30 protein-coding genes are annotated in these 25,286 nt (G+C 66.2%); 14 read left to right on the plus strand and 16 right to left on the minus strand.

Annotation, left to right across the window (positions count from 1 at the left end):
• Positions 1 to 42: 42 nt before the first annotated feature.
• The 10 genes from ACK2SD_RS03695 (at position 43) to ACK2SD_RS03740 (ending at position 7,821) form a co-directional block, all read left to right on the plus strand.
• Positions 43 to 933, plus strand: coding sequence for an FHA domain-containing protein (locus tag ACK2SD_RS03695; RefSeq protein WP_412461370.1), 891 nt, complete (start codon positions 43 to 45; stop codon positions 931 to 933).
• Complete coding sequence (locus tag ACK2SD_RS03700) at positions 933 to 2,291, plus strand: FliI/YscN family ATPase (RefSeq protein WP_412461371.1); 1,359 nt, start codon at positions 933 to 935, stop codon at positions 2,289 to 2,291. Before ACK2SD_RS03695 ends, ACK2SD_RS03700 begins: the two co-directional genes overlap by 1 nt.
• Positions 2,278 to 2,697 carry a hypothetical protein gene (locus tag ACK2SD_RS03705; RefSeq protein ID WP_412461372.1) on the plus strand — a complete coding sequence of 140 codons (420 nt, stop codon included), beginning with the start codon at positions 2,278 to 2,280 and terminating at the stop codon, positions 2,695 to 2,697. Before ACK2SD_RS03700 ends, ACK2SD_RS03705 begins: the two co-directional genes overlap by 14 nt.
• Positions 2,690 to 3,253 (plus strand): type III secretion protein, encoded by a 564-nt coding sequence (locus ACK2SD_RS03710; protein WP_412461373.1) that lies wholly within the window; start codon positions 2,690 to 2,692, stop codon positions 3,251 to 3,253. The genes ACK2SD_RS03705 and ACK2SD_RS03710 overlap by 8 nt, the downstream gene beginning before the upstream one ends.
• Before the next feature lies 1 nt (position 3,254).
• Positions 3,255 to 4,367, plus strand: coding sequence for a type III secretion system cytoplasmic ring protein SctQ (sctQ, locus tag ACK2SD_RS03715; protein ID WP_412461374.1), 1,113 nt, complete (start codon positions 3,255 to 3,257; stop codon positions 4,365 to 4,367).
• Positions 4,364 to 5,017, plus strand: coding sequence for a type III secretion system export apparatus subunit SctR (gene sctR / locus ACK2SD_RS03720; RefSeq protein WP_029613974.1), 654 nt, complete (start codon positions 4,364 to 4,366; stop codon positions 5,015 to 5,017). Before sctQ ends, sctR begins: the two co-directional genes overlap by 4 nt.
• A 9-nt stretch (positions 5,018 to 5,026) precedes the next feature.
• Positions 5,027 to 5,281, plus strand: a complete 255-nt coding sequence (gene sctS, locus ACK2SD_RS03725; RefSeq protein ID WP_029613975.1) for a type III secretion system export apparatus subunit SctS — start codon at positions 5,027 to 5,029, stop codon at positions 5,279 to 5,281.
• Positions 5,281 to 6,078, plus strand: a complete 798-nt coding sequence (gene sctT, locus ACK2SD_RS03730; RefSeq protein ID WP_412461375.1) for a type III secretion system export apparatus subunit SctT — start codon at positions 5,281 to 5,283, stop codon at positions 6,076 to 6,078. The genes sctS and sctT overlap by 1 nt, the downstream gene beginning before the upstream one ends.
• Before the next feature lie 15 nt (positions 6,079 to 6,093).
• Positions 6,094 to 7,194, plus strand: a complete 1,101-nt coding sequence (gene sctU / locus ACK2SD_RS03735; RefSeq protein WP_412461376.1) for a type III secretion system export apparatus subunit SctU — start codon at positions 6,094 to 6,096, stop codon at positions 7,192 to 7,194.
• Positions 7,195 to 7,299: 105 nt separating this feature from the next.
• Positions 7,300 to 7,821 (plus strand): type III effector, encoded by a 522-nt coding sequence (locus ACK2SD_RS03740; protein ID WP_412461377.1) that lies wholly within the window; start codon positions 7,300 to 7,302, stop codon positions 7,819 to 7,821.
• Positions 7,822 to 7,878: 57 nt separating this feature from the next.
• Here ACK2SD_RS03740 and ACK2SD_RS03745 read toward each other — a convergent pair whose 3' ends face one another.
• From ACK2SD_RS03745 to ACK2SD_RS03805, 13 genes are all read right to left on the minus strand, one after another.
• Positions 7,879 to 8,328, minus strand: coding sequence for a type III secretion system chaperone (locus tag ACK2SD_RS03745; protein ID WP_412461378.1), 450 nt, complete (start codon positions 8,326 to 8,328; stop codon positions 7,879 to 7,881).
• An 8-nt stretch (positions 8,329 to 8,336) separates the two neighbouring features.
• Positions 8,337 to 8,714, minus strand: coding sequence for a hypothetical protein (locus ACK2SD_RS03750; RefSeq protein WP_412461379.1), 378 nt, complete (start codon positions 8,712 to 8,714; stop codon positions 8,337 to 8,339).
• A 6-nt stretch (positions 8,715 to 8,720) separates the two neighbouring features.
• Positions 8,721 to 8,930 (minus strand): HrpT family type III secretion system protein, encoded by a 210-nt coding sequence (hrpT, locus tag ACK2SD_RS03755; RefSeq protein WP_412461380.1) that lies wholly within the window; start codon positions 8,928 to 8,930, stop codon positions 8,721 to 8,723.
• Positions 8,927 to 11,056: a type III secretion system outer membrane ring subunit SctC gene (sctC, locus tag ACK2SD_RS03760; RefSeq protein ID WP_412461381.1), complete on the minus strand. Its 2,130-nt coding sequence runs from the start codon at positions 11,054 to 11,056 to the stop codon at positions 8,927 to 8,929. The genes hrpT and sctC overlap by 4 nt, the downstream gene beginning before the upstream one ends.
• Entirely contained in the window at positions 11,049 to 11,486 is a 438-nt protein-coding gene (locus ACK2SD_RS03765; RefSeq protein WP_412461382.1) for a type III secretion system chaperone, read from the minus strand. Before ACK2SD_RS03765 ends, sctC begins: the two co-directional genes overlap by 8 nt.
• The gene (locus ACK2SD_RS03770; protein WP_039580508.1) at positions 11,473 to 11,697 is read right to left on the minus strand and encodes a type III secretion protein; all 225 of its coding nucleotides are present in this window, start codon (positions 11,695 to 11,697) and stop codon (positions 11,473 to 11,475) included. The genes ACK2SD_RS03765 and ACK2SD_RS03770 overlap by 14 nt, the downstream gene beginning before the upstream one ends.
• 1,143 nt (positions 11,698 to 12,840) lie before the next feature.
• Complete coding sequence (sctL, locus tag ACK2SD_RS03775; protein WP_412461383.1) at positions 12,841 to 13,437, minus strand: type III secretion system stator protein SctL; 597 nt, start codon at positions 13,435 to 13,437, stop codon at positions 12,841 to 12,843.
• Positions 13,415 to 14,008: a type III secretion protein gene (locus ACK2SD_RS03780; protein WP_412461384.1), complete on the minus strand. Its 594-nt coding sequence runs from the start codon at positions 14,006 to 14,008 to the stop codon at positions 13,415 to 13,417. Before ACK2SD_RS03780 ends, sctL begins: the two co-directional genes overlap by 23 nt.
• On the minus strand, positions 14,005 to 14,880 hold the full coding sequence (gene sctJ / locus ACK2SD_RS03785) for a type III secretion system inner membrane ring lipoprotein SctJ (RefSeq protein ID WP_412461385.1): 876 nt from the start codon (positions 14,878 to 14,880) through the stop codon (positions 14,005 to 14,007). Before sctJ ends, ACK2SD_RS03780 begins: the two co-directional genes overlap by 4 nt.
• Before the next feature lie 14 nt (positions 14,881 to 14,894).
• Positions 14,895 to 15,266: a type III secretion system inner rod subunit SctI gene (gene sctI, locus ACK2SD_RS03790; RefSeq protein WP_039580498.1), complete on the minus strand. Its 372-nt coding sequence runs from the start codon at positions 15,264 to 15,266 to the stop codon at positions 14,895 to 14,897.
• Between the two features lie 46 nt (positions 15,267 to 15,312).
• Complete coding sequence (locus ACK2SD_RS03795; RefSeq protein WP_412461386.1) at positions 15,313 to 16,230, minus strand: type III secretion protein; 918 nt, start codon at positions 16,228 to 16,230, stop codon at positions 15,313 to 15,315.
• Between the two features lie 58 nt (positions 16,231 to 16,288).
• On the minus strand, positions 16,289 to 16,498 hold the full coding sequence (locus tag ACK2SD_RS03800; protein WP_029612820.1) for a hypothetical protein: 210 nt from the start codon (positions 16,496 to 16,498) through the stop codon (positions 16,289 to 16,291).
• Positions 16,499 to 16,592: 94 nt separating this feature from the next.
• A complete protein-coding gene (locus ACK2SD_RS03805) occupies positions 16,593 to 17,519 on the minus strand; it encodes a sigma 54-interacting transcriptional regulator (protein WP_295488499.1) in 927 nt (308 codons plus the stop codon).
• Positions 17,520 to 17,930: 411 nt separating this feature from the next.
• Here ACK2SD_RS03805 and hrpB point away from each other — a divergent pair, with 411 nt between their 5' ends.
• Positions 17,931 to 20,459 (plus strand): ATP-dependent helicase HrpB, encoded by a 2,529-nt coding sequence (gene hrpB / locus ACK2SD_RS03810; RefSeq protein ID WP_412461387.1) that lies wholly within the window; start codon positions 17,931 to 17,933, stop codon positions 20,457 to 20,459.
• Positions 20,460 to 20,484: 25 nt separating this feature from the next.
• On the opposite strand, the gene ACK2SD_RS03815 is transcribed toward hrpB, so the two are convergent.
• The 3 genes from ACK2SD_RS03815 to ACK2SD_RS03825 all read right to left on the minus strand — a co-directional run bounded on the left by ACK2SD_RS03815 (position 20,485) and on the right by ACK2SD_RS03825 (position 22,124).
• The gene (locus ACK2SD_RS03815) at positions 20,485 to 20,670 is read right to left on the minus strand and encodes a hypothetical protein (RefSeq protein WP_412461388.1); all 186 of its coding nucleotides are present in this window, start codon (positions 20,668 to 20,670) and stop codon (positions 20,485 to 20,487) included.
• 181 nt (positions 20,671 to 20,851) lie between these two features.
• A complete protein-coding gene (locus ACK2SD_RS03820) occupies positions 20,852 to 21,361 on the minus strand; it encodes a hypothetical protein (protein WP_412461389.1) in 510 nt (169 codons plus the stop codon).
• 106 nt (positions 21,362 to 21,467) lie between these two features.
• Positions 21,468 to 22,124, minus strand: a complete 657-nt coding sequence (locus ACK2SD_RS03825; RefSeq protein WP_412461390.1) for a hypothetical protein — start codon at positions 22,122 to 22,124, stop codon at positions 21,468 to 21,470.
• Between the two features lie 150 nt (positions 22,125 to 22,274).
• Here ACK2SD_RS03825 and ACK2SD_RS03830 point away from each other — a divergent pair, with 150 nt between their 5' ends.
• The 3 genes from ACK2SD_RS03830 (at position 22,275) to proS (ending at position 25,284) form a co-directional block, all read left to right on the plus strand.
• Positions 22,275 to 23,015: a DUF2076 domain-containing protein gene (locus tag ACK2SD_RS03830; RefSeq protein ID WP_412461391.1), complete on the plus strand. Its 741-nt coding sequence runs from the start codon at positions 22,275 to 22,277 to the stop codon at positions 23,013 to 23,015.
• Between the two features lie 105 nt (positions 23,016 to 23,120).
• Positions 23,121 to 23,600: an NYN domain-containing protein gene (locus ACK2SD_RS03835; RefSeq protein ID WP_039580479.1), complete on the plus strand. Its 480-nt coding sequence runs from the start codon at positions 23,121 to 23,123 to the stop codon at positions 23,598 to 23,600.
• A gap of 193 nt (positions 23,601 to 23,793) precedes the next feature.
• The gene (gene proS, locus ACK2SD_RS03840) at positions 23,794 to 25,284 is read left to right on the plus strand and encodes a proline--tRNA ligase (protein WP_317870521.1); all 1,491 of its coding nucleotides are present in this window, start codon (positions 23,794 to 23,796) and stop codon (positions 25,282 to 25,284) included.
• Positions 25,285 to 25,286: the final 2 nt, after the last annotated feature.

Genomic DNA, 25,286 nt, shown 5'->3' on the forward strand with positions numbered 1-25,286 from the left:
CGCTTGCGGGCGGCCTGCCGATAACAGGTGAGGAAATTGGCCATGTTCGAGCTGCGCGTTTTAAGTGGTCTGCACCGGGGTGCGGCGTTGCCCTTGGTGGGCGACGAGTGGGTCGTGGGGGCGGCCGAGGAGGCCGATCTGGCGCTCTACGATCCTGGCGTCTGCACCCGCCACGTGCGCCTGCAACGCCGCGATCAGCAGTGGCGGCTGGAACCGCTGGACGGTGCGGTGTGCGACGCCCAGGGCCAACCTTGGGCGCTGGCGCAGACGCTGCCGGTCGATGTGCCGTTCGCCGTCGCCGGCATCTGGCTGTGCCTCGCCTCGGCCGACCAGCCGTGGCCGCCGGAGGCGCTGGACAGTGCTGCGTCGGCGGCGGGCAGTCCGCTCAGCCCGAAAGCGGCGGCGCGGCCCTCGTGGTCCAGGCGCTTGGCCATCGCGGCGGCGGTTATTACCGTGGCCTCCAGTGCCTGGGCCTTCACCAGTCAACCGACCCCGCCCGTGGCCGCGAGCCCGACGCCGCCGCTCACGCGCAGCAAGGTGGCGCTGGACAGCGTGGCGACGGTGCGTCTGCAACTGGAGCGCATGCTTCAGGAGCGTGACCTGGCCACCCAGGTGCGGGTCGAGTCGCAGGGCGATCGGCTGGTGCTGGTGGGCGAGTTGCCGCGCCAGCGCCTGGCGGTGGTCGAGCGCCTGCTGCAGCGCTTCAACGAACGCTATCAACCCTCGGTCGAGGTGCTGGCCAAGGTGCAGGAGCACCTCACGCAGTTGCCGTTCCAGATCGCCCAGATCGTCGGTGGCAAGCGTGGCCACGTGGTCACCTCTGACGGTCGCCGGCTGTTTCTCGGCGACCAGATCGATGGCTTGCGCCTGACCGCCATCGGCGACGACAAAGTGACCTTCGAAGGCGACCAGCGCTACGAGGTCACCTGGTGATGACACACGCCGCAGCGGCCCGTCTGCAGGCCTGGGAAACGGACCAGTACGCACGCCTGCAGCGCTTTTCGCCGGTGGCGGTGCGCGGGCGGGTGCAACGGGTCAACGGCATCCTGCTGCAATGCCGCCTGCCCCAGGCGCAGATCGGCGACCTGTGCCAGATCGAGCGCGATACCCGTGAGCCGCTGCTGGCCGAGATCGTCGGCTTCGACCAGCACGACGCCTTGCTCAGTGCGCTCGGTGGCCTGGAAGGCGTGCGCGTCGGCGCGGCGGTGCAGCCGCTGGGCATGCCGCACCGGGTGCAGGTGGGGCCGCAGTTGCTGGGCCAGGTGCTCGATGGCTTTGGCCGGCCGCTGCTCGACGGCGGTGTCGGGGCGTTCGCCGATGCGTCGGTGCTGCACGCCTCGGTGGTGATCGGCGAAGCGCCTGCGCCCACCGCTCGGCCGCGCATCCAGCACGCGCTGACCACCGGCGTTAGGGCGATCGACGGCCCGCTCACCCTCGGCGAAGGCCAGCGCGTGGGTTTGTTTGCCGGCGCCGGTTGCGGCAAGACCACGCTGCTGGCCGAGATCGCCCGCAACGTCGAGTGCGACGTCATCGTGTTCGGCCTGATCGGCGAGCGCGGGCGCGAGCTGCGCGAATTCCTCGATCACGAACTCGACGACGAACTGCGTGCCCGCGCGGTGCTGGTGTGCGCCACTTCCGACCGCTCCAGCATGGAGCGCGCCCGCGCCGCGTTCACGGCGACGGCGTTGGCCGAGGGCTTTCGTGCCCAAGGCCGGCGCGTGCTGCTGCTGATCGATTCGCTGACGCGGTTCGCCCGTGCGCAGCGTGAAATCGGCCTGGCCGCCGGTGAGCCGCTGGGCCGCGGCGGCCTGCCACCGTCGGTCTACAGCCTGCTGCCGCGTCTGGTGGAACGGGCCGGGTTGAGCAACGACGGCGCCATCACCGCGCTGTACACCGTGCTGATCGAGCAGGACTCGATGAACGATCCGGTGGCCGACGAAGTGCGCTCCTTGCTCGACGGCCACATCGTGCTCTCGCGCACGCTCGCCGAGCGCGGTCACTACCCGGCCATCGACGTGCTGGCGAGCCTGTCGCGCACCCTGGTCAACGTGGCCGACGGCGAACACCTGCGCGCCGGCGTCAACCTGCGGCGGCTGCTGTCGGCCTACGACCAGATCGAGCTGATGCTGCGCCTGGGCGAGTACCAGGCTGGCGCCGACCCGCTGACCGACCTGGCCGTGGAGTCGCGCGCCGCGTTGGACGGCTTCCTGCGCCAAGACCTGCGCGAGCCGGAGCCGTTGCCCTCGACCCTCGCGCACCTGCAGCAGTTGACCGCCTATGTGCCGGGCTGACGTGCAAGCCCTGGTGCCGGTGCGTCGTCACCGCGAAGGCCAGGCCGAGCGGGCCTGGCGCCAGGCCCGTGAGCGGCTGCGCGAATGCGAAGCCGAAACCGCCGCCGCCCGCGCGCACTTGCAGACCGCCCGCGAGCGCCAGATGGCCGAGCGCGCGGCCTTGGGCGACGCGCATCGCGGGCGCGCGCTGAGCGTGGTCGAGTTGAACGCTTGGAGTACCCAGGAGCGCCGCCTGATCGGCGAGCTGGCCGAACACGCCCAGAGCGTGCAGGCGCTAGAGGCTGCCCAGGCACGTCAGGCCCAGGACACCGACGCGGCGCAGCAACGCCTGAGTGGACGGCGTCGCGACCTGGAAAAGCTCAAGGCACTGATGGCGCGCCTGGGGCAGGAGACCGGCGATGAATGAACGTCCCGTGAATCATGCACCGCTGCCTCGGCGTGAGCCGCCACCGGCACTGGGTCGCCCGCCGTTGCGCGGCGCCGAACCGGCGCCGGCCCAGGCGAGCCGAGTGGCGCGTTCGACTTCGCGCGACACCACCCCCGGCGCCGAGCGCGACCCTGAGGCGTCGATCGCTCGCAGCGATGGCTACTGGTTCCGCCAATGGGTCGAGGCGGTGGACGGCGGTCTGCACCAGGACACCGCCGGGGCACATTCGCTCTCGGCCTCGACGGGCCTGGAGGGCAGCGAGGTGGAAGCGTTCGTCGATCAGCTCACGCCGCGCTTGCGCGCTACCCAAGACCTGCACCTGGACCTGCTGCTGCACCTGCCGCAGTTGGGACGGATCAAGGTGCTGGCACGACGGCAGGAGGCCGGGCCCGGCTGGGACATCGGCCTGAGCGGCGAGAACGAGGCGGTACAGGCGCGCCTGGCGAGCCGCCGTGGCCACCTAGAAGACGCCTTGGCGCAGAGCCTGGGCCAACCGATCAGCGTGCAGGTGGCACGCATTGAAGAGGATTACTGACATGCGTGCCTGTGCACTGTCGCTGCCATCGGTCAGCGCTGATGAGGCCGCCGCCCGGCAACGGCTGGGGGCGGGCCTCGAGTTGCCGTTCGAGGTGGCGGGAGAGGCGGGGGCGTTGACGCTGACCTTGGGCAACGGTCCCTGCGGCGCAGCGCCTGCGGTGTTCGCCTGTGCCCACGGGGCCTTCGCCCTGGGCGAGCCCGGCCCGGTGCTGAGCCTGTTCGGTGAGTGCCCGGTGGTGGTGCCCGCCGAGCCGGGGCCGGCTGACGACTGGTTCTGGTCGCTGTTCCATCAGGTGCTGAGCGCGCCGTTGCGCGAGGCCTTCGGGTTTCTCAAGCCCTTGGCCGCGAGCGAGATCGAGGGCATTGCCTGTCGCCTCGATGTGCGCGTTGGCGATGCGCGCGTCGCCAGTCATCTGCGGCTGCCTGGGCAGACCCTGCTGGGCCTGCTCGACGCCGCCCCCTGGCAGCGCCAGGCCACGCCCTGGAGCGAAGGTTTCGGGGTGCGCGTGCCGCTGTTGCTCGGGCACCTGACGTTGCCCAGCGGTCAGCTCGCCGCCCTGCGTCCTGGCGACGTGGTGATTCCCGAGACCGCCCTGTTCGATTCAGCCGGCCACGGCCAGGTTCGCCTGGGCCGGCATTGCTTGCAGGTGCAGGCGCAGCAGCACCCCGCGCCGTTGCACCTGACCGTACTCGCGCTTGAGGAGACCGAGATGAACGACACCCCCGACACCGATATCCTGACGCCCGACTGGGACGACACCGCCCACTACGGCGCAGACGAGCAGGACGCAGGGACCTTCGACCCGGCCAGCCTGGCCCAGACCGACGGCGCTGACGACGCCCAAGCTTCAGCAACTGAACAGCAGGCTGGGGCCGAGCACCCGGACCGTTTCGACGCGCTGCCGCTGGCGCTGACGGTGCGTTGTGGTCACCTGAACCTGACCTTGGGCGAACTGCGCAACCTGGCCCCCGGCGCCGTGCTGCAGGTGCACGGCGTGGCGGCGGGGGCAGCCACCCTGTTCCATGGCGAGCAGCCGCTGGCCCAGGGCGAGCTGGTGCAGATCGACGGCCGCCTGGGCCTGCAGATCGTGCGCATGGACGTGGCTGGATGAGCTTCCAGGGGGTCGACCCCTTCCTGCTGGCGCTGTTCATCGGCGGCATTTCCCTGGTGCCGTTGCTGCTGATCATCTGCAGCGCGTTCCTCAAGATCGCCATCGTGCTGACCATCGCGCGTAACGCCATCGGCGTGCAGCAGGTGCCACCGAACATGGCGTTGTACGCCATCGCCCTGGCGGCGACGCTGTTCATCATGGCGCCGGTCGGCCACAACGTGGCCGAAGCGCTCAAGGAGCGGCCGCTGGACTTCAGCCACAGCGAGGCGTTGCAGGAATCGGCCCTGAACGCACTCAAGCCGCTGCAAGCCTTCATGTCGCGCAACACCAACCCGGACATCCTCACCCACCTGCTGGAGAACACCCAGCGCATGTGGCCCAAGGAGCGCGCCGAGCAGGCCAGTCGCGACGACCTGATGCTGCTGATCCCGGCGTTCATGCTGTCGGAGCTGGAGGCGGGCTTTCAGATGGGTTTTCTCATCTACATCCCGTTCATCGTCATCGACCTGATCGTCTCCAATCTGCTGCTGGCGCTGGGCATGCAGATGGTGGCGCCGATGACCATCTCGTTGCCGCTCAAGCTGCTGATCTTCGTGCTTGCCCAGGGGTGGACGCAGTTACTGGACAGCCTTTTCTATTCCTACCTCTGAGGCCCGGCGATGGACGCGATGACGCTGTTCAAGGAAGGCATGTTGCTGGTGGTTCTGCTCTCGGCGCCGCCGTTGATCGTGGCGGTGCTGGTGGGGGTGCTGACCTCGCTGGTGCAAGCCCTGATGCAGATCCAGGACCAGACCCTGCCGTTCGGCATAAAACTGGTGGCGGTGGGGCTGACCCTGCTGGTCACCGGCCGCTGGGTCGGCGGGGAACTGCTCGGCTTGCTGCGCCGGGCCTTTGAAATGATGGCCAACACCTGATGGCGAGCTCGGCGTTGCTGCCCTACTTCGACCTGCTGCTGTCGGTGGCGCTGGGCATGGCGCGCATCTACCCGGTGGCGTACCTGGTGCCGGTGTTCTGCTTTCAGCACCTGCGTGGCCTGCCGCGCCATGCCATCGTCTTCGCCCTGGCCATGTTGCCCGCCCCCGGCATCCGCCAGGCGCTGCTCGACGCCCAGGTCAACTGGCTGACCCTCGGCGGCCTGATGCTCAAGGAACTGATCCTGGGGTTGTTGCTTGGGGTGCTGCTGGCGATGCCGTTCTGGCTGTACGAGTCGGTCGGCGCCTTGCTCGACAACCAGCGCGGGGCGTTGATCGGCGGTCAGTTGAACCCGTCGCTGGGCACCGACACCACGCCCCTGGGCCACCTGTTCAAACAGATGACCATCCTGCTGCTGGTCGCCACCCTGGGCATCGGCACCTTGACCCAGGTGATCTGGGACAGCTACCTGGTCTGGTCGCCCACCACCTGGTTTCCGCTGCCCGGTGCCGAGGGCTTCGGCGTGTTCCTCGGCCTGCTCGGTGAGATGTTCATGCACATGCTGCTCTATGCCGCGCCGTTCATTGGCCTGCTGTTGCTGGTGGAAGCCAGCTTGGCGCTGCTGAGCCTGTACAGCCCGCAACTGCAGGTGTTCATCCTGGCCATGCCGGCCAAGAGCCTGATCGGCCTGGGCTTTCTGCTGTTCTACCTGCCCACGTTGTGGGACGCGATGACAGGCCGGCTGCTGCGCTATGGCGAAGTGCGGCATCTGCTCGACCTGCTGTTGCAGGCGCCCTGAACCCAGGACTGACCCATGAGCGAAGACAGTGGCGAAAAGACCAAGAGCGCAACGCCGAAGAAGATTCGCGATGCCCGCAACAAAGGCCAGGTCGGCCAGAGCCAGGATCTGAGCAGCCTGATGGTGCTGGCGGTGATCACCGAAGTGGCGTTGACCCTGGCCGAGGACAGCCTGCAGACGCTGCAAGACCTGGTGGCCTTCCCGCTGCACCGCCTGGCGGTGAACTTCACCCGCGCCCTGGAAGAAACCCTCGCCCATGCCGGCGGCGTGCTGCTCAGCTTCACCCTGATGACCGTGGGCCTGGCGATCGCCACGCGCTTGGTGGCGGGCTGGATACAGTTCGGTTTCCTGTTTTCCCCCGAGGCCCTGCGGCCAGACCCGAATCGCCTGAACCCGGTGAACCAGGCGCAGCAGATGTTTTCCGGGCAAGCGCTGATCAACCTGTTCATGGGGCTGGTCAAGGCGGTGTTCATCGCCGCCGTGCTGTACCTGGTCACGCTGCCGGCGCTCGGGGCGCTGGTCAGCCTGGTCAACAGCGACCTGCCTACCTACTGGCGCGGCCTGGCCAGCCTGTTCCGGCACATCATGCACACCTGCCTGGCGGTGTTGCTGGTGCTGGCCATCGTCGACTTCGGCCTGCAGAAGTACTTCTTCGCCAAGCGCCTGCGCATGAGCGAGGAGGAGGTGCGCAAGGAGTTCAAGGAAATGGAGGGTGACCCGCACGTCAAGATGCACCGCCGCAACCTGGCCCGGCAGTTGCTCGCACAATCCGCCGAGCCTGAGGCCAAGCCGGTGGAAGAGGCCGACATGCTGGTGGTCAACCCCACCCACTTCGCCGTCGCCCTGCGCTACCGACCCGAGGACGCGGCGCTGCCGCAGCTCATCGTCAAGGGCGTGGACGCCGAAGCCCGGGCGTTGATCGAGCGGGCCAAGGCGGCGCGGGTGCCGGTGATCCAGTGCATCTGGCTGGCACGCACGATCTACCGTGAGGACGTCGGCGCATTCATCCCCCGCGAGACCCTCCAGGCTGTGGCGCATATCTACCGCGTGCTGCGCGAGCTCGACGATGAAGCCAAGGACGAGGTGATCGAGATTCCCGAGCTGGACCGGCGCTGAGCCGGTGGGTGGAACCGACCAACGCGGCGCTGCCACTCAGCAGAGGAGTCGGACCGCCTTTGCGCTGCCGACTCGGTGACCCCAACCCTTCACTGGAGATTGCCCATGCCTCCTGATCCGAGCCTTGTCGGGCGCGCAGGTGCCCTGCACGGGGTGCATAGTGCCCCGTCATCCTCTTCACCCTCGTTGACTCAGCAACCCCTCGAGGCCCAACACCCGCGCAGCAGCCAGAGCCTGCACGCGCGAGGGCGCTCGTCCTCGGCGCCGCCGGCGCTGCATCAGCGCGGTCGAACCCGCAGCCGAGATGACACCCGCGCGGCGCGGGCCAGGTCTCATTCGCCTGGGGCGCGGCCCCCGGCCGAGTCCGAGCGCACGACACCGCCGCCCGTACCCCGCTCGGAGCAGGCGCACCTGGACGACATGCAATCCCGTCAGCAGAAACTGATGGAGCAACAGTTCGCGATGCAGATCGGCATGGAGGAGCGCCAGGCGATGATGCTGCAAGTCAAGACCTCCGCGGACATGACCAAGCTGTTCGCCGATACGGTGAGCGAGGTCACCAATGGCTTTCTCGACAGTGCCAAGAAGGTCATGGAAAAAGGAGGCGAAGCGATGAAGCTGCGTTGACGTCCAGCGTTACCTTTAGCCCCGCCAGGTTCGCCTGGTGGGGCTTTTGCGCGTGCCTCAACCCAGGCGTGTGCGGCCCATGGTCAGGCTCGCCGGGCGCGGCTCGACCGCCTTGGCCAGGTCGAGCAGGCGCGGGCGTACCTCGTTGACCTGGGCGACGAAACCGACCACCCAGTGGCAGAAGCGGGTCTCGTCCAGGCCCGATAACGCACTGTGCGCGCACAGGCGCACGCAGGCCTTGTCGTCCAGGGCCAGCCAACTGCCGCCGAGCAGGTCCAGGCGAAAGTTGAGCTCCAGCAGGCGCTTGTGCAGACCGGGGGCGTGGGCGGGTAGCTCGATGGCGCAATGCAGGATGGCCAGGTCGCTGTGCTCGGGTAACTCGATGACCACCGCTTCGCGGTCGTGCGCGTCATACAGCGCGCACACGCTGTGCTCCAGGTGCAAGTCGGCGTGCAGGTGGTCGGCGAGGGCCGAGATCAAGCGTTGGGCAACGGCGTCGGCGGTCATGGTCAACCTCAATAGGTGGCGGGACGCTCGTCGAGGTCTTCCAGGCCCAGCAGCGACAGTTGCCGGGCTTGGAGGTCGTCGAGCAGCTCCGGGGTCAAAGGAACGTCCGGCAGCGCCTGCCACACCACCAGCGCGCGCTGCGGGTCGAGGAACACGTACAGATGCGCGTACTCCTGCGGGTGGGCGAAGCGCCGTTCCAGCGCTTGCTGGATCTGGTTGGCGCGCAGCACCTGGCTTTGCACTTGCAGCGCCAGTCCTACGCTGTGCGCCTCGCGGCGCAAGCCGAACTCGATGCCGGGGGCGATTTCCCAGTAGCTGGCAATGCCAGCGATGACGTTCTTCTGGAACGCCTGGCGCGTGCTTGCGCTGTGCACCGAAAAAGACATGCCGGGTCAGTTCTCCAGAGGGACGACGCTGTGATCGAGAGGGTGTTCGGGGGTGCCGAGGCCGCCGCGCATGCCCGGCGCCCACCAGACCACGATCCGCCCGTGGTCGGGCTCGGCCCGTTCACAGGCCGCGCCCTGACAGCCGGATCGGCTGGCGCAGCCGGCGAAGACCGGCAGACTCAGGAGTACGGCGATCAGCAAGGGGGTGCGCTTCATGGGTTCAGCCTCGCAGTGGTGTGCAGCAGGGAGGGGCGTTCGTTGCCCGGCAGGCGAGTCGGCGGGTTCATGACCACGAACACTTCGGTTTCCTCGCCCGGCTCCAGCCAGACCTTCGGCCAGGCGGAGGCGGCAAGGGTCCAGCGGCTGCCGCAACTCGCTTCATCGAAACGCACGCGGCGCTGGCCCTCGTTGCGCACCACGCCCACGGCGATGCCGTAGTCGGGTCCGGCGAACCATTGCGCGCGCGCGGCATCCAGCGTCAATCCGGGCTGCAGGGCGCACAGCGTCTCGGGCGCGTAGGGAATCGACTCGGCTTGTTTGAACGAGGCCGGGATATTGCCGTCGGCCAGGTGCGCCAGGACGTCGCTGACCTCCAGGCGCCCGACCGGACGCTTGCCGTTGCGCCGCTCTTCCACGCGGGCCATGGCGTTGTCCACCTGTTGGCGGTCGAGGCTGGAGATGTAGCGGGCCGGATCGACCTGGTCGCCGATCAGGCGTGGCGTGAGGATGAACACCCGCTCGCGGCGGCTGGTCTGGCGGGTGGTCGAGGAAAACAGCAGCGGCCCTACCAGCGGGATGCGCCCCAGCCATGGCACCCGCTCCAGGTTGTCGCCGGTTTCCTCGGTGTGGAAGCCGCCGACCACCAGCGAGCGGCTTTCGCCCATCACCGCCTGGGTGCTGACCACGCCACGGCGCACACTGGGCGTGCGCTGGCCGACGGCGGACGGCTCGATACGGCCGTCCTCGATGTCCAGGGCCATCTGGATCTGCTTGTGCCCGCCGGTCTCGATGGCGTGCGGCACCACCTGCAGGCTGGTGCCGGCGGTGATCGGCTCGATGTTGGCCACCCGCTCGCCAACCGCCGAGAGGTATTCGGTGCGGCTGAAGTCGATGACTGCCGGCTGGTTCTCCAAGGTCAGCACCGAGGGGTTGGCCACCACCGAGGCCAGGCCGCGGCCTTCCAGCGCGCGCAGTTGCGCGGCGAAGTCGCCGTAGTCCTGGATGAACACCGTCGAGCTGGCGCCGGGGCGCAGCATCGAGGCGCCGCCGATCAGGTCACCGCTTTCGACGTTCCAGTTGGCGGCCAGCTCGGCCAGTTGGGTGCGGTCGATGTCGAGGATGATCGCGTCGATTTCCACCAGCTTGCGCGGCACGTCCACGTCGCGGATCAGCGGGGTGTAGATTTCCCGGCGCTTGGGCGCGTCGTAGATGAGCACGGCGTTGTTGCGCACGTCGGCTTCGACGCGGATCTTGCCACGGCTGCCGCCACTGCTCTGGCCAGGCTGCACGCGGCGGGTGTTGGGCTGGCCCATGCCACTGAAGGCCAACTGTTCGAGACTGCCCATGGCCATCGATTGATTGCCTTGCAGGCCCTGCATGGACGCCTGGGGCAGGGCGGTCGGCGCCGCGCCGGTGGCCGAACCGCGGTTTTCCAGAAGGCCCCGGAGAATGCTGGCGACCCCGGGGATGACCAGCGTCTCGCCGCGGTACTTGATGTTGCGGTCGGCGGCGCTGGCGTAGCGCAGCGGGAAACTGATGACTTCCTGCTTCTCCTCGGGCGTCTTGCGCGCCTTGGCGAACTGCGTCACCAGGCGCACGTAGCGTTCGGGGCCGGTGATCAGCACCACGCCTTCATCGGGCAATTCACCCCAGCCGAAACGCGGGTCCAGCAGACCGATATCGGTCAGCGCCTGTTTCATGTCCGGCCCGGCATCGGCGGACACCTCCAGGCGCCTGGAGCGCTGATTCTTCAGCGGGCTGACGTACAGGCTGCTGCCATACACGAACCACTGGAAGCGATTCTCCAGGCCCAGTCGGTCGAGGAAGGCCTGGGGACTTTCCGCGCGCATCCGGCCCTGTACCGTGCCGGCAAGGGTGCCGTCGATCACCAACTGCACGCCGAAGGTGTTGGCGAAGTCGTCCAGGACCTTGGTCAGCGGTGTGTCCTGGGCGTCGTAGGCGTAGGGGGTGTTCTTCCAGTCGGTGGGGGCTGCCGCCTGGCTCGGCGTGGCCAGGCCAAGCGAGCCGGCCAGCAGCAACGCCAGCAACGCGGACGGTGCCTGGCGAAGGCGCGTGCTGTTCGCGGTAATCCAGCGGTACGGTCTGAGCCACGGGTTAGGCATGTCGAAGTCCTGTTCCGAGAAAATGGGCGTGCGAGTGCCGTCGCGCCACCGGGGCCGCTGCACCGCGTGGCGCCTTGTGCAGCATCGATTGCCAGGTATCGCGCTGGTTGAGCAAGGTTTCGAGCAACTCGATCAGGTCGTCGACGTGGGCGTCGCGGGCCACCTGCGCCATCAGCCATAACCGGGCATCGTCGGGGCCGCGCGCCAGGGCGCCGGGAAAGCGCGACAGGCTTGGATGGGCCAGACGCAGTACCTGCTCCAGGGACGCTCCTTGGGACACCTCGGCGGGCAGCTCGACCGACAGCAGCAGCGCGTCGTCGAGGTGGGCGAAGGTGACTTCGCCGTCGTCGATGAGCAGCTTCAGGTGCTCGTGCTGTTCGGCGTCGGCGCTCCAGCGGATGAGCTGCGTGCGCAGCTCATGGCATTGCATCGATGATCGCCTTGGCGAGGTTGTGGTGCGCGGTGGTCTGTTGGGTGGCCGCCGTCACCGCGACCGACATGCCGTTCATGCTGGTGAGAAAGGTGTGCATATCGTCCAGCGACTGGGACTGCGCGGCGTTCATCGCAGCGTTGTTGACGTTGTCGGTGGCGCGCTGGAAGTAGCTGTCGAGGCGGCGCTGCAGGGCATCGATCGAGGACATGGACGGGTTCTCCGGGCTTGGGCGTGTTCACCGGGTGAGTGGCGGTCAAGCCCAAGGTGGTTCCACTTGGGGGCGGAAAACCATCGACGGTTTTCCGGTGATCGTATGTCGTGATCTGGGCCGTTGCAGGAGCGGCCTTGCGCCGTAAAGTCAGTCATCGCGGGCGTTCGGAACGATATCGGTCGCCTGGTTTACGGCCGCTGCGCGCCCGATCGCGACACAAGGCCGCTCCCACCAGTATTGGGCTCGCTTCACTTCTTGGGCACGGCATACGACACCGGGTGATCGTGCATTGGCTGTTCATCCGCAGCGCATGATTTCCAGAATCCAGCGTGGCTTTTGTGGGAGCGGCCTTGCGCCGCGATCGGGCGCGAAGCGGCCGTAAAGTCAGTCATCGCGGACGTTCGCAACGATATCGGTCGCCTGGTTTACGGCCGCTGCGCGCCCGAGCGCGACACAAGGCCGCTCCCACCAAGATTGCGCTCGCTTCACTTCTTGGGCACGGCATGCGACACCGGGTGATCGTGCATTTGCCGTTCATCTGCAGCGCATGATTTCCAGAATCCAGCGTGGCTTTTGTGGAAGCGGCCTTGCGCCGCGATCGGGCGCGAAGCGGCCATAAAGTCAGTCATCGCGGGCGTTCAGAACGATATCGGTCGCCTGGTTTACGGCCGCTGCGCGCCCGAGCGCGACACAAGGCCGCTCCCACCAAGATTGCGCTCGCTTCACTTCTTGGGCACGGCATGCGACACCGGGTGATCGTGCATTTGCCGTTCATCTGCAGCGCATGATTTTCAGAATCCAGCGTGGCTTTTGTGGGAGCGGCCTTGCGCCGCGATCGGGCGCGAAGCGGCCGTAAAGTCAGTCATCGCCGGCGTTCAGAACGATATCAGTCGCCTGGTTTACGGCCGCTGCGCGCCCGAGCGCGACACAAGGCCGCTCCCACCAAGATTGCGCTCGCTTCACTTCTTGGGCACGGCATGCGACACCGGGTGATCGTGCATTTGCTGTTCATCTGCAGCGCATGATTTCCAGAATCCAGCGTGGCTTTAGTGGGAGCGGCCTTGCGCCGCGATCGGGCGCGAAGCGGCCGTAAAGTCAGTCATCGCGGGCGTTCAGGATGATTGCGAGGCAAGGCGGTTCCTACAGAGGAGCGGCGCTAGATGACGGCACCGGCATGTGCAGCGCTTGCACGGTGCTCGGCCAGTCGAGCAGGAAGGTGCCGGCGGGGGTCTGCAGCCTCAGTTGGTGACGGTCCATGCCGGCATCGGCCACCAGCGTCCAGGGCTGCGCGGCCGTGTTGCCGAGGGTCCGGGTCAGGTTCGTCAGGTCGTCAGGATGACAGTGCAGCGTGGCACTGGCCGACTCGCGCTGCCCGCTGGCCAACTGGCGCACCAGGGCGTCGATGCGCGCCGGTTCCGGCACCTCGTCCAGCAGCGTGCGCAGCGCCTCGTTGACCAGCCGTGCTGCGCTGGCTTCGATCTGCTCCCACATGGCCTGGCGCTGTGCTTCCCAGGCGGCGAGCGCGGCGTCGGCGTTTTCCCAGAACCGCGCCTGGGCGTCGAGCCGCTCGGCCTCGGCCAGGTCACGGGCCTGCTCGAGCACCTGCGCGGCTTGCTCCTGGGCCTGTTCGATGACCCGTTGCGCCCGACCGCAATCGATCAGGGTTTCGCGGGCGATGCAGGGTTGCAGCAGGCCTTGAGCGTTGGGGCGTAGTTCAAGCGAGCGACGGGCGAGCATCGGGTGTCTCCGTGTCGTGAGCGGGCGGGGTGTTGGGCGCTGGGCGTTGCCCGGTCCTCCAGCAGACCGACTGCCACAGCGTGTCGAGCCTGGCGGCTGGCGGCTGCGGCGTCGCCCAGCGCTCGAGGGCCTCGACCCTGGCGCGGGGGAAGGCCAGGCGCGCGCGTTGCCAGGTCGGCTCATCCAGCCAGGCCCGCAGCAGCGCCAGAGGATCCTGGTCCGGTTCGAGCCAGTGTCCGGGGCGCAGCGCCTTGGCCGTGCGCTCGCACCAGGCGCGGTCCTGCGTCGACAACGTCGGGGCTGCCGAGCGCGGTGAACAGGTGGCGGCCACCAGTTCGCAGGCCAGCGTCAAGGTGGCGGGCGTACACAGCAGGGCCTGCATCGCCGGGTTCGGTTCGGGCGGCATGCACGGCGTGATGCCCAAGCCCTTGGCCAACGCGGCGTGGTGCCCACGGGCGAGGGCGTGCAACTGCGAGGTGCTCAGTTGGTCGAGGCCGGGTGGCTGCCAGTCGATGGCGGCCAGTTGCCAGGCGTGGTGCCACCAGTGAATCCAGGTCAGTGCCGCGCTCATGCGGCCGAGCCTTTGTCACGGGGGGCAGCGCCCGCGGGTTTCACGGCGAACAAGGTGGCTGCTGGATTGCCCGGTGCGGTGCCGGGTCGGGCGAGCTTCTGTTGCAGCACGCGCGGCAGCGTCAGGGCACCTGTGCGCCACAGTCGGTAGAGCCCGTAGCCGACCCCCAGCAGCAGGCTCAGCAAGACGATGCCGGTCACGACCATGACCGTTCGCCAGTAGCCGACGTCTTCGGCTTTCATCAGGAACGGCCCGAACGGCGCCATCTCGCGCCGCTCCTGATAAGGCAACGTGGGCACGAACACCACCGACAACTTGCTGGTGTTATGCGCGGCATCGGCCATGCCGGGGATGCCGCTGGCGATCAGGTTGCGCACCCGTGGCGTGATGCTGTCCGGGTCCAGCGCGCCGGTGTGCTTGATGAACACCGAGGCCGACGCCGGCTGCACCGGCTCACCGGGCGCGACCCGCTCCGGCAGGACCACATGGACGCGGGCGAGTACCACGCCGTCGATCTGCGACAGGGTCGATTCGAGCTCCTGGGACAGCGCGTAGATGTAGCGGGCGCGTTCCTCCAACGGCGTGGAAATCACCCCTTCCTTGCGAAAGATATCGCCCAGGCTGGCGCGTGAGCGCCGTGGCAGGCCGGCCGCTTCGAGCACGCGCACGGCGCTGTTGAGGTCGGCAGGCGCGACCAGGACGCTCATGCCGTCCTTTTCCGTGCGCTTGCTGGCCCGGATGTCGTTGTCCGCCAACTGCGCGATCACTTCATTGGCATCCTGCTCGGAGAGACGACTGTGCAGCGTCGAGCGCTCCTCGCAGGCGGTGAGCAGCAGGCACAGCAACAACGTCGAGCAGGCGCGCATGAACATGGCCGGCAATTCCTTCACTGGAGGTTGGTGAGTTTCTCGATGGCCTGGGAGCCCTTGCTGACCAGCTTGGCGGTCATCAGGCTTTCCAGGTGGAACGACGACAACGAGCGGTTCGACTGCAGCATGTCCTGCGGGTCGGCGGTGCGGATGGCCTTGACCAGATCACGGTTGGCGCGCTCGTCCAGACGCTGCAGTTCGCCGGAGCGGCTGGACAACGAGTCGATGATGCGGGCTGCGACGTTGTTCGGGTTGTCTGGCGCGGGCGGCTTCTCGCGCATCTGCGCACTGAACCAACTGACGTCACTGGTCTCGGCGCTGGCCTGCGGCTTGGCGCCGGTCTTGCTGGTGGCGGCCAGTTGCTGGGTATCGACGGCTTGGATTTCCATGGGTGTCTCCAATCGGGTTGGGGCGTAGCGAAAAGGGCGCGGCCGTTCAGGCGCACATCAGCCGCAGCACGTTGCGGGCACTGCCGGTCACGCTCAGATGGAATTCGACGGCCTCGCGGCTGCGTCTGACGCGGCGGCGCGCCAGTGGGGCCTGCCCGTCGAGGCGGGCCAGTGCCAGGTCCAGTTGCTCCAACGCCAACTGGAACAGCCGGACTTCGCGATCCTGCAGCGGCGTGCCCAGGGCGATGCGCTCGGTCCAGGTGCCGGCGTGTCCGTCGGCGGCGGCAGGCGACGGGTAGCGTTGCGGGTGTTGATCCATGAAGCCTGCGACTTCGAACAGCAGGTCCTGATCGTCCGAGGCGTAGTGCGCCTGGCCGGTACGGTCGTCGAGGTCCAGCAGCACCAGCAGCTTGCGTCGACCCAGCAAGGCGATGAGCCTGAGCAGCAAGCGCAGACTCGCGCGGCTGCGGTCCAGCGCACCGCCGCTCTCCCAGGCGCTGAACAGGGCGCCGCAGAACGGGTTGTTGGCGCTGCCGAAATCGCTCTGGTTGCCAATGTCGTTGTCACCCAGCGGCGGCCTGCGCGGGGCGAGCATCTGCGCCAGGTCGCCGAGCAGGTCTTCATCGCAATAGGCGTCGTCGATGTCCACTTCCAGGTTCTGGCCGGTACCGCCGTTGATTTCTTCCAGGATGTCCGTGAGGACCAGGTTCAGCGGACTTTGCGTGGGCAGCGCCAGGTCCTGCTGGGGCGGTTGCCAGGCCAAAGGCGAGCGCCCGCCTGCGCCAGTGTGTTCGGCGCCCCAGCGCAGCAGCGACTCCTTCAGTCGGCCGCTGCCGGCATGGCGGGTGACGTGCTCGGTCAGCGCATCGGCCACGCGCTGGGTGACCGAGTCGCGGCGCGGCGTGTGGGCGTCAGGCAGCAGGGCAGCAGGGGGGCGAAGGCTGTTCAGCCGATCGATAGGCATGGGTCTGATCTCATCGCGCTCGAAGAGACCCCGCCTCAGCGGGGTTTGAAGCGGTTCGTCAGAAGCGTATGTTCTTGGACGCCTCCCCCATGGCCGTGATGGCCTTGGTGGCGCTGTCCATGGACTCGGCCGAGATGGCGTTCATGGTGTCGGCGACCAGTTTCTGCTGGTCGAATTGGGATTTCATGGTCGTCATCGCGGCCGAGGTCGCATCCATCTGCTGCATGGCCGCCATGGAGGCCGCAAGAGAAGCTCCACCAAAACTCATAGTCGTGTCTCCGGATCGGTTGAATGGCGAGACGCGTGTGACTGTCTCGAAACCTGGGTGGCCGTTCAGCTACAAACGGTTCCACGCCGGCCGCTCAGTTCGTCGAAATTTCCAGGCACTTCATCCGGTAGTAGAGCGTGCGCCGGGCGATGCCCAGCTCGGCGATGACGGTGTCGATATGGCGATGGTGACGGCGCATGCAGTCTTCGATGAGCACTTTCTCGAACTGCTGCAACTGCTCTTTCAGGTTGAGCGTGGCGCTGCTGCAACGCTCCGCCAGTTCAGCGCGCGGCAGCGGCGGCAGGCCGAGCACGTAGCGCTTGGCAGCCGATTGCAGCTCGCGGATGTTGCCCGGCCAGGCGTGGCCGACCAGGTGTGACAGCAACCCCGGCGAGGGGGCCAGGTAGGGCCGGTCCAGGGCGGCGGCTTCGCGCTTTACCAGTGACAGGAACAGCGGCACGATGCGTTCCCGACGGCTGCGCAGCGGCGGCAGCTTGAGGCTGACGATGTTCAGCCGGAAGTACAGGTCACGGCGAAATTCTCCGCGTTCGACCATCTCGGCCAGCGGGCACTGGGCTGACGCGATCACCCGCATGTTCACTGGAATGCTCTGGGTCGAACCCAGCCGTTGGACGGTCCGCGATTCCAGCACCCGCAGCAGCTTGGCTTGCAGCGTCAGAGGCATGCTGTCGACTTCGTCCAGATACAGCGTGCCGTTATGCGCCGCCTCGACGAACCCCGCGCGGCTCTGGCTGGCGCCGGTGAATGCGCCGGAGTTGGCGCCGAACAGTTGGCTTTCGGCCAGGCTCTCGGGAATGGCGGCGCAGTTGATGGCGACGAACTTGCCGGAGCGCCCGGACATGCGGTGGATCTTCTCCGCCAGCGTGTCCTTGCCCGTCCCGGTTTCCCCGCGTAACAGCACGTCGACCATCAACGGGGCGACGCTTTGGGCAAAGGCCTCAAGGTTCAGTGCATCCTCTTTATAGGTCGTGGAAAGTGCAGCGCAAAGCAGCTTCGGCATCACTGACGACTCCATTCTTGTTCTCATCGGAGGTCGGTAGATTCTCGATCAAGGCACGTGGAAAACTCCCGCGCCGCGGCATGACCGACTTCAGACCCATCCCGGCTTGCTACGCAGGCTTAGAGATTTGCATGAAAAAAAGTTCATGGGCTCTAGCGCAGAAGTTCAACGTTTCAGCTAAACGGTGCAGCACATGGCTTTCACGAAAAACTGACGTTTTTTTCGCATTTGCACCGTCGTTCGAGCTAGGTCATTGAAATAGCAAGGAATAAAAACCAATTGACCATATCTTGACTGATTGGTCACTTATGTGACTGCGCCGCTTGCCGAGTACATGACCGTTGGTCACTTACAATGAAGCAAATGCCCTCGGTCGATTCGATATACTCCTGCGCTTGTTCGGGAGACCTTATGCCACCGCTGCCAATCGATGCCGCCTTGCCGGCCCTTCTCAAAGCCCTTCAAGCGCGCGACGAGGTAGTGCTGCAAGCCCCGCCAGGCGCGGGCAAGACCACCCGCGTGCCGCTGGCGCTGTTGAATGAACCGTGGCTGGCCGGACAGCGCATCGTCATGCTCGAACCGCGCCGCCTGGCGGCGCGGGCGGCGGCCGAGCGGTTGGCCAGTGAGCTGGGGGAGAAGGTTGGTGAGACTGTCGGCTACCGAATACGCCTTGAAAGCAAGATAGGCCCGCGCACCCAGATCGAGGTGGTCACCGAAGGTATCCTCACCCGTCGCCTGCAGGCCGATCCGGCGTTGGAGGGGGTGGGGCTGTTGATCTTCGACGAGTTTCACGAACGCAGCCTGGATGCCGATTTGGCCCTGGCGCTGAGCCTCAACGGCCGCGAGCTGCTGCGCGACGATCCGCCGCTGAAGATCCTGCTGATGTCGGCGACGCTCGAAGGCGAGCGCTTGTCGCGCCTGCTTGACGACGCGCCGGTGGTGAGCAGCGAAGGGCGCATGTACCCGGTGGATATCCGCTGGGGCAGGTCGTGGCAGTTGGGCGAGTTCGTCGAGCCACGCATTGTCGATTGCGTACAGCAGGCGCTGGCCGAGCAGCCCGGCAGCCTGCTGGTGTTCCTGCCCGGTCAGGCTGAGATCCGGCGCGTGCATCAGGCATTGCAGGCGGCGCTCGGCGAGCGTCGCGACATCCTGCTGTGTCCGCTGCACGGCGAGCTGGACCTCGACGCCCAGCGCGCCGCCATCGATCCTCCGCCGACGGGCCAGCGCAAGGTGGTGCTGGCCACCAACATTGCCGAGACCAGCCTGACCATCGACGGCGTGCGCGTGGTGATCGACGCAGGACTTGCTCGGGTGCCGCGTTTCGATCCCGGCAGCGGCATGACCCGCCTGGACACCCAGCGCATTTCACGCGCCAGCGCCACGCAACGTGCCGGTCGGGCCGGCCGTCTGGAGCCTGGGGTGTGCTATCGCCTGTGGTCCGAAGCGCAGCATGAGCAGTTGGCTGCGCACGGCAGCGCAGAAATAGTGCAGGCCGATCTGGCTGGACTGGCCCTGCAACTAGCCCGCTGGGGCGTGGCGCCCGAGCAACTGCGCTGGCTCGACCAGCCCCCGAGTGCGGCCTATGCCCAGGCCCAGGACCTGCTGGTGCGGCTCGGCGCCTTCAAACCTGACAGCCGCGAGGCACTCGGCGCCCACGGCCAGGCCATGGCCGAGCTGCCGGCCCATCCGCGCATCGCCCACCTGCTGTTGCGCGGGCAGCAACTGGGGCTGACCGACATGGCCTGCGAGGTGGCCGCACTGCTGGGTGAGCGCGATATCCAGCGCGGCGCTGGCGCCGACCTGCACACGCGCCTGGCGCTGGTCGGCGGCGCGCAGGTGGCCGAGCGTGGCAGTCGCGGCGCCGTGCAGCGGGTCCGCCAATTGGCGCGGCAATACCGTGGACTGCTGCGCGGCAAGGCGGCCAATACGGTCGCCGACCCTGACCACCCGCGTTGGCTCGGCGCGCTGCTGGCGTTGGCCTATCCGGACCGTATTGCCCGTCAGCGCCGCGAGGGGGGCGCCGAGTACCGGCTGGCCAACGGTCGCGCGGCGCTGTTCGCTGAAGTCGATGCGCTGATGAAGTGCGCCTGGCTGGTGATTGCCGAGCTGGGCAGTCGTCAGGGTCAGCGCGAGGAGCGCATCTACCTGGCCGCCGAGTTCGATCCGGCCTTGTTCGAGGACATTCTCGCCGAGCAGGTCGAGGTGGTCGATGTGCTGGAGTGGGACGAACGCGAGCACGTGTTGCGCGCCGAGCGCCAGCGCAGGGTCGGCGAGCTGGTGCTGGCCACCCAGGCGCTGCCGGGTCTGGATGACGAGGCCCGGTCGCGGGCGCTGGTCGGCCTGGTGCGGTGCAAGGGACTGGCGTTGTTGCCGTGGAATCCCGAGCTGCGCCAGTGGCAGGCCCGTTTGGCACTATTGCGTCAGCTGGATCTGCAACACGATGGGGTCAGCCAATGGCCCGACCTGAGCGACGACGCCTTGCTGGCGAGCCTCGAAGACTGGTTGCAACCCTTCCTGGGCAACGTCTCACGGCTGAGCCACTTCGCTCAGTTGGACCTCTCGTCCATCCTGCGCAACCTGCTGCCCTGGCCCTTGCCGCAGCGCCTCGACGAGTGGGCGCCGGTGCACCTGTGCGTGCCGTCGGGGTCGAACATCCGCCTGGACTACAGCGAGCAGCCGCCGATTCTCGCCGTGCGCTTGCAGGAGCTGTTCGGCCTGGCCGACACGCCGCGCATCGCCCAGGGCCGTCAGCAGGTCAAGTTGCACTTGCTGTCGCCGGCTCGCCGGCCCGTGCAGGTGACCCAGGACCTGGCCAACTTCTGGCGCACCACCTATGCCGAGGTGAAGAAGGATTTGAAGGGACGTTACCCCAAGCACTACTGGCCAGACGACCCGCTGGTCGCCGAGGCGACCGCGCGGGCCAAGCCCAGAAAGTCCTGAACCCGCGCCGGCCGTGCCGCCTCACTCAGAAGCTGTACGCCACCGACATCAGCGTCCTGTGCTCATCGCCCACGGCCTGCGCCAGACCTGCGGCGTAATAACGGCGGTCGAACACGTTCTTGAGGTTGAACGCGGTGCGCCACTGGTCGTTGCTGTCGCAAAGCAGGCTGTGGACCTGCAGCGCGGCCTTGCTGTTCTCCGACAGCGGCATCCCCCCTCGAAGGTGCCCTGGCGGTAATCATGGCTGCCACAGCTCATGCCCAGGGTGGCGAAGGCCTCTGGCTTGGGGCGCAGTCCGTCGAGGCATAGGCAGTCGGAGGCCACTGGGGCGCGGAGGATCACCGCGCTCCGGCTGTCCTGAATAGGCGCTCGTCCTGTACGACGCTCTGGGTTCAAGCCTGGCGCAGGACGAAGGTCTGCACCTGGCCCTCGAGGGTGTTCAGCCATTGCGCCCGCTGGCCGTTACGCATTGTGTTGCCTGGCCGTATCCCCACCCGCTGTCCGAGGTGGTCTCGCAAGTGGCAGAGCAAGCCCGATTCGTCCATCGCTAGCGGCTCGATTTTCCAGGGCTCGGTCACGTCAGCTACCCAGTAGAACCCCAGGAAGCCATTGATGCTTATGCCAAGGCGCTTGGCCGAGCCCTGGCCGCTGCTGTCGCGGGGTGGACCCGGCAGGGTGATGTCGAAATACAGTCTGTCGCTGCTGCTGTGGCGAAACACGAAGTCCATGGCGGGGCTTTGTCCATCGCTACCGACCTGCAACCAGTCATCTTCGGCGATGCCGGTCCAACTGAAGCTGTCGTCCGAGCGGCTCAGGCGCAGGGGCTTGAGGCTGCGCGCACTGTTGAGATAAAGCTGGGCGCGGAAAGAGCGGCCATACAGGGCGAGAATGTCTGAATGCATGGTGAGCGGCTCGGAGTAGGGAAGAGGCCCCAGACTAGGGGGCCGCTTGCCGAGGCGGCAGGGTCAAAAGCTTCAACCTGTACCCCACCTGCACAGCGTCGATGAATCACGCGTGAGCGTTGTCCTCCAGCAACATGAACAGCCGGTACAGCACCACGCTGCTGAACAACTGCAGGAAGCCGCTGAGGCTGTCCAGCGCCAGTTGCACGCCAGGCTGCGGCTCGGGGAAGGCCATCAGCAGCAGGCCGTCGAGCAGCCACAGCGGCGCCAGTACCGCCAACACGCACATCAGGATGCGCAGGAAGTGGCCGGTGGTCATGCGTGCGCTGGTGCGCATCGACTCGATCACGGGCAGGCCGCGCAGCACCAGCAGGTATTCGGCGAACACCAGGTTGATCATGATCCAGATGCCGGGGAACACGAACAGCGCCAGGCCCGCCATGATCAGCAGCGAGCTGATCAGGATGAGCAGGGCCAGGGCTGGCCACAGCTGCACGGCGCGGGCGAACAGATCACGCTTGCGGGTGTCCAGGCCCTGGCTGCGGGTGTCCAGATAGAGGATCAGCGCGGCGCTGTACAGCGGGTAGAACAGCAGGCTGACCAGCATGCCGTAAGCCGGCGAGGCGCTGTCGCCCATCTGGCGATAGAGCAGCTGGGTGAACAGGGCTTCGAGCACCACCAGCGGCAGGCACAGCTGCACGATGCTGGTGAAGTGGCGGCGGAAGAAGTACAGGGAGTCACGCAGGATGGTCAGCGGGTTCATCGGTCCGGATCGCAGGAAAAAAGCGGTGCATCACTTTAGCCCAGCCGCGCCTGCCTGAAAAAACTTTCATCGCTCCGGCGATTGAATCCGTCGCTTGCGCGCCCCATCTTTGCAGGTGTCCGATGTTCCGCATGGCCCACGAGGTAGCCCATGAACACTGAAGAGCAAACCCTGATCGACGGCTTGTTCACCCGCATCAAGCAGGCCGAGGATCCGCAACAGCCGCGCGACGCTCAGGCCCAGGCGCGTATCGAAGAACACCTGCGCCAGCAACCGGCGGCGCCGTACTACATGGCCCAGGCGATCCTGGTGCAGGAGGCGGCGCTCAAGCAGCTCGACGCCCGCGTCAAGGACCTCGAGGCCCAGCTCAAGCAGGCGCGCGAGCAGGCGCCGGAAGCGTCGCGCAGCAGTGGTGGCTTCCTTTCCAGTATCTTCGGCAGCAGCCCACGCAGTCCCGCCCCCGAGCCGCAACGGCCAGTGGCACCGCCCGCGTCCGGCGGTGGCTGGCGCGACCCGGCACCGGCCCCGCAAGCCTACGCCCAGCCGCCGCAAGCCCAAGCCCAGGCGCAAGGCTTCGGTGCGGCGCCTGCACGCAGCGGCGCCAGCAGCTTCCTTGGCGGCGCCATGCAGACGGCGGCCGGGGTGGCGGGCGGTGTACTGCTGGCACAAGGTATCAGCAGCCTGTTCAACCACAACTCGCAGCCCAACGAGGTGGTCGAGGTGATCCATGACGAACCGGCGCCGGCCAGCGACAACAGCGGCTGGAACGACCAGGACAGCCAGCGCCAGGTCGCCGACGACAGCAGTTGGAACACGGATCAGGGCGGCTACGTGGACAGCGACTACGACAGCGGCGGCGGCTTCTTCGACGATGACGACACCTTCGTCTGAGCCTCAGGCATACTGACGCGAATTCCAGGGGCGCCCAGCGCCCCTTTTTTCGCGGCGCCAGGCCGCTGCCACGATTGAGCGCATTCCAGCGGGAGCGGCTGCCAGTTGAAAAAGATCGCCCTGTTCGCCGACGTCCAGAACCTCTACTACACCGTGCGCCAAGCCCATGGCTGCCACTTCGACTACAGCGCGCTGTGGTCGCAGGTCAGCGCCCAGGGCGAAATCGTCGAGGCGCTGGCCTATGCTATCGACCGCGGTGACAGCAAGCAGCAGCAGTTCCAGCAGATCCTGCGCAACCTGGGTTTCGAGGTGCGCCTCAAGCCCTACATCCAGCGCAGCGACGGCTCGGCCAAGGGCGACTGGGACGTGGGCATCACCTTGGACGTGTACGAAGCCGCCAGCCGAGTCGATTTGGTGGTGCTGGCCTCCGGCGACGGCGATTTCGACCAGTTGCTGGAGCGGGTGATGCGCCGTTTCGGTGTGCAGACTCAGGTCTATGGCGCGCCGGGCCTGACCGCTCTGTCGTTGATCAGGCAGGCGACACACTACGTGCCTATCGAAGGCTGTCTGCTCAAGCGACATTGATCACGTCGCAGTTTTGGGGGCTGTTTTCATAGTGCAGCAGCCGGTACGGTTCCCGAACATATGGGCCGATCGAATTCGTGGTGTGTAAACACACTTCGCTGAAATACGCGATGCAACTGTGAAGTGGCGCTCTGCCGCAGCGCGTCTATGCTGATGGTTTTACATTCCAAATCATCTGCTATGTAGAGCCTGTATGAAAACTGCAATCAAACCTACGCGAGCCGAGAACTTCCCAGAGTGGTATCAGCAAGTCGTCCTGCACGCTGAGATGGCTGAGAATTCGCCAGTAAGGGGTTGCATGGTCATTCGACCCTGGGGTTATGGTATTTGGGAACATATTCAGCAAGAACTGGACAGGCGTTTCAAGGAGACGGGCCATGTTAATGCTTACTTTCCGTTATTGATTCCATTGTCGTTTCTGCAAAAGGAGGCCGATCATGTCGAGGGCTTCGCCAAAGAGTGCGCAGTCGTCACCCATCATCGTCTCGAGCAGGACGCAGAGGGTGCTCTGGTCGCCGCCGGTGAACTCGAAGAGCCGCTGATCATCAGGCCGACCAGCGAAACGGTGATAGGCGCCTCATTTGCTCGCTGGGTACAGAGTTATCGGGATCTGCCATTGCTGATCAACCAGTGGGCCAATGTGCTGCGCTGGGAAATGCGGCCGCGGATCTTCCTGCGAACTTCGGAGTTCCTGTGGCAAGAAGGCCATACGGCCCATGCATGCAAAGAGGAGGCTCTGGAGGAAACTCTGAGAATGTTGAATATCTACGCGGACTTCGTCCACGACCACCTGGCGATTCCGGTCATCAAGGGCCTCAAGTGCTCCTGGGAGCGCTTTCCTGGCGCGGTCGATACCTACACCATCGAAGCCATGATGCAGGACGGCAAGGCGTTGCAGGCGGGTACGTCGCATTTTCTGGGGCAGAATTTCGCTAAAGCTTCCGATATCCGCTTCATCAATCGCGACGGTCAGCGAGCATTCGCCTGGACGACCTCCTGGGGGGTGTCCACACGAATGATCGGCGCAATGATCATGACGCACGGTGACGACGATGGTCTGCGGGTTCCACCCAAAGTGGCGCCCGTGCAGATAGTCATCGTGCCCGTCGTTCGCGATGAGTCGGACAGACAGTCGATCCTGGAGGCTTGCGACGTACTGCGCTCGCGACTGTCAGCGCAGCGCTGGGACGATCAACCGGTACGAGCGCTGGTGGATAAACGAGAACTAAGCGGTGCGGACAAGAAGTGGTACCACATTAAACGAGGTGTTCCGATACGGGTTGAGATTGGCGCCAGGGAAGTTCTGGCAAGCACCGTGTCGTTAAGTCTTCGGACCGAGCCCAAAGAGGTTGAAAGTTCGACAGTCGAACACTTTATCCATAGCGTAAGTCAGCGACTTCAAGGGATACAGGACCGGTTATTGGAACAGGCCAGTCAGCGTTTACTGGAGCGGACGATCACTGTAACTTCATTAAGCGATTTCAAGCGAGCGTTCGAGGAAGAGCAGCAGACTGCGCCATTCGTACTGGCGCCTTTTGTAGATCATCCTCACGTAGAAGAGGGGCTCTCAGGCATGGGCGTCAGTGTCCGTTGTCTGCCCCTGCAACAAACAGGCGATACACACCATTGTTTATTCACCGGGCAACCGACCAAGACAATGGCGCTATTTGCCAAGTCCTACTGAAC

The organism is Pseudomonas sp. SC11 (assembly GCF_047039205.1).
Classification (GTDB): domain Bacteria; phylum Pseudomonadota; class Gammaproteobacteria; order Pseudomonadales; family Pseudomonadaceae; genus Aquipseudomonas; species Aquipseudomonas boreofloridensis.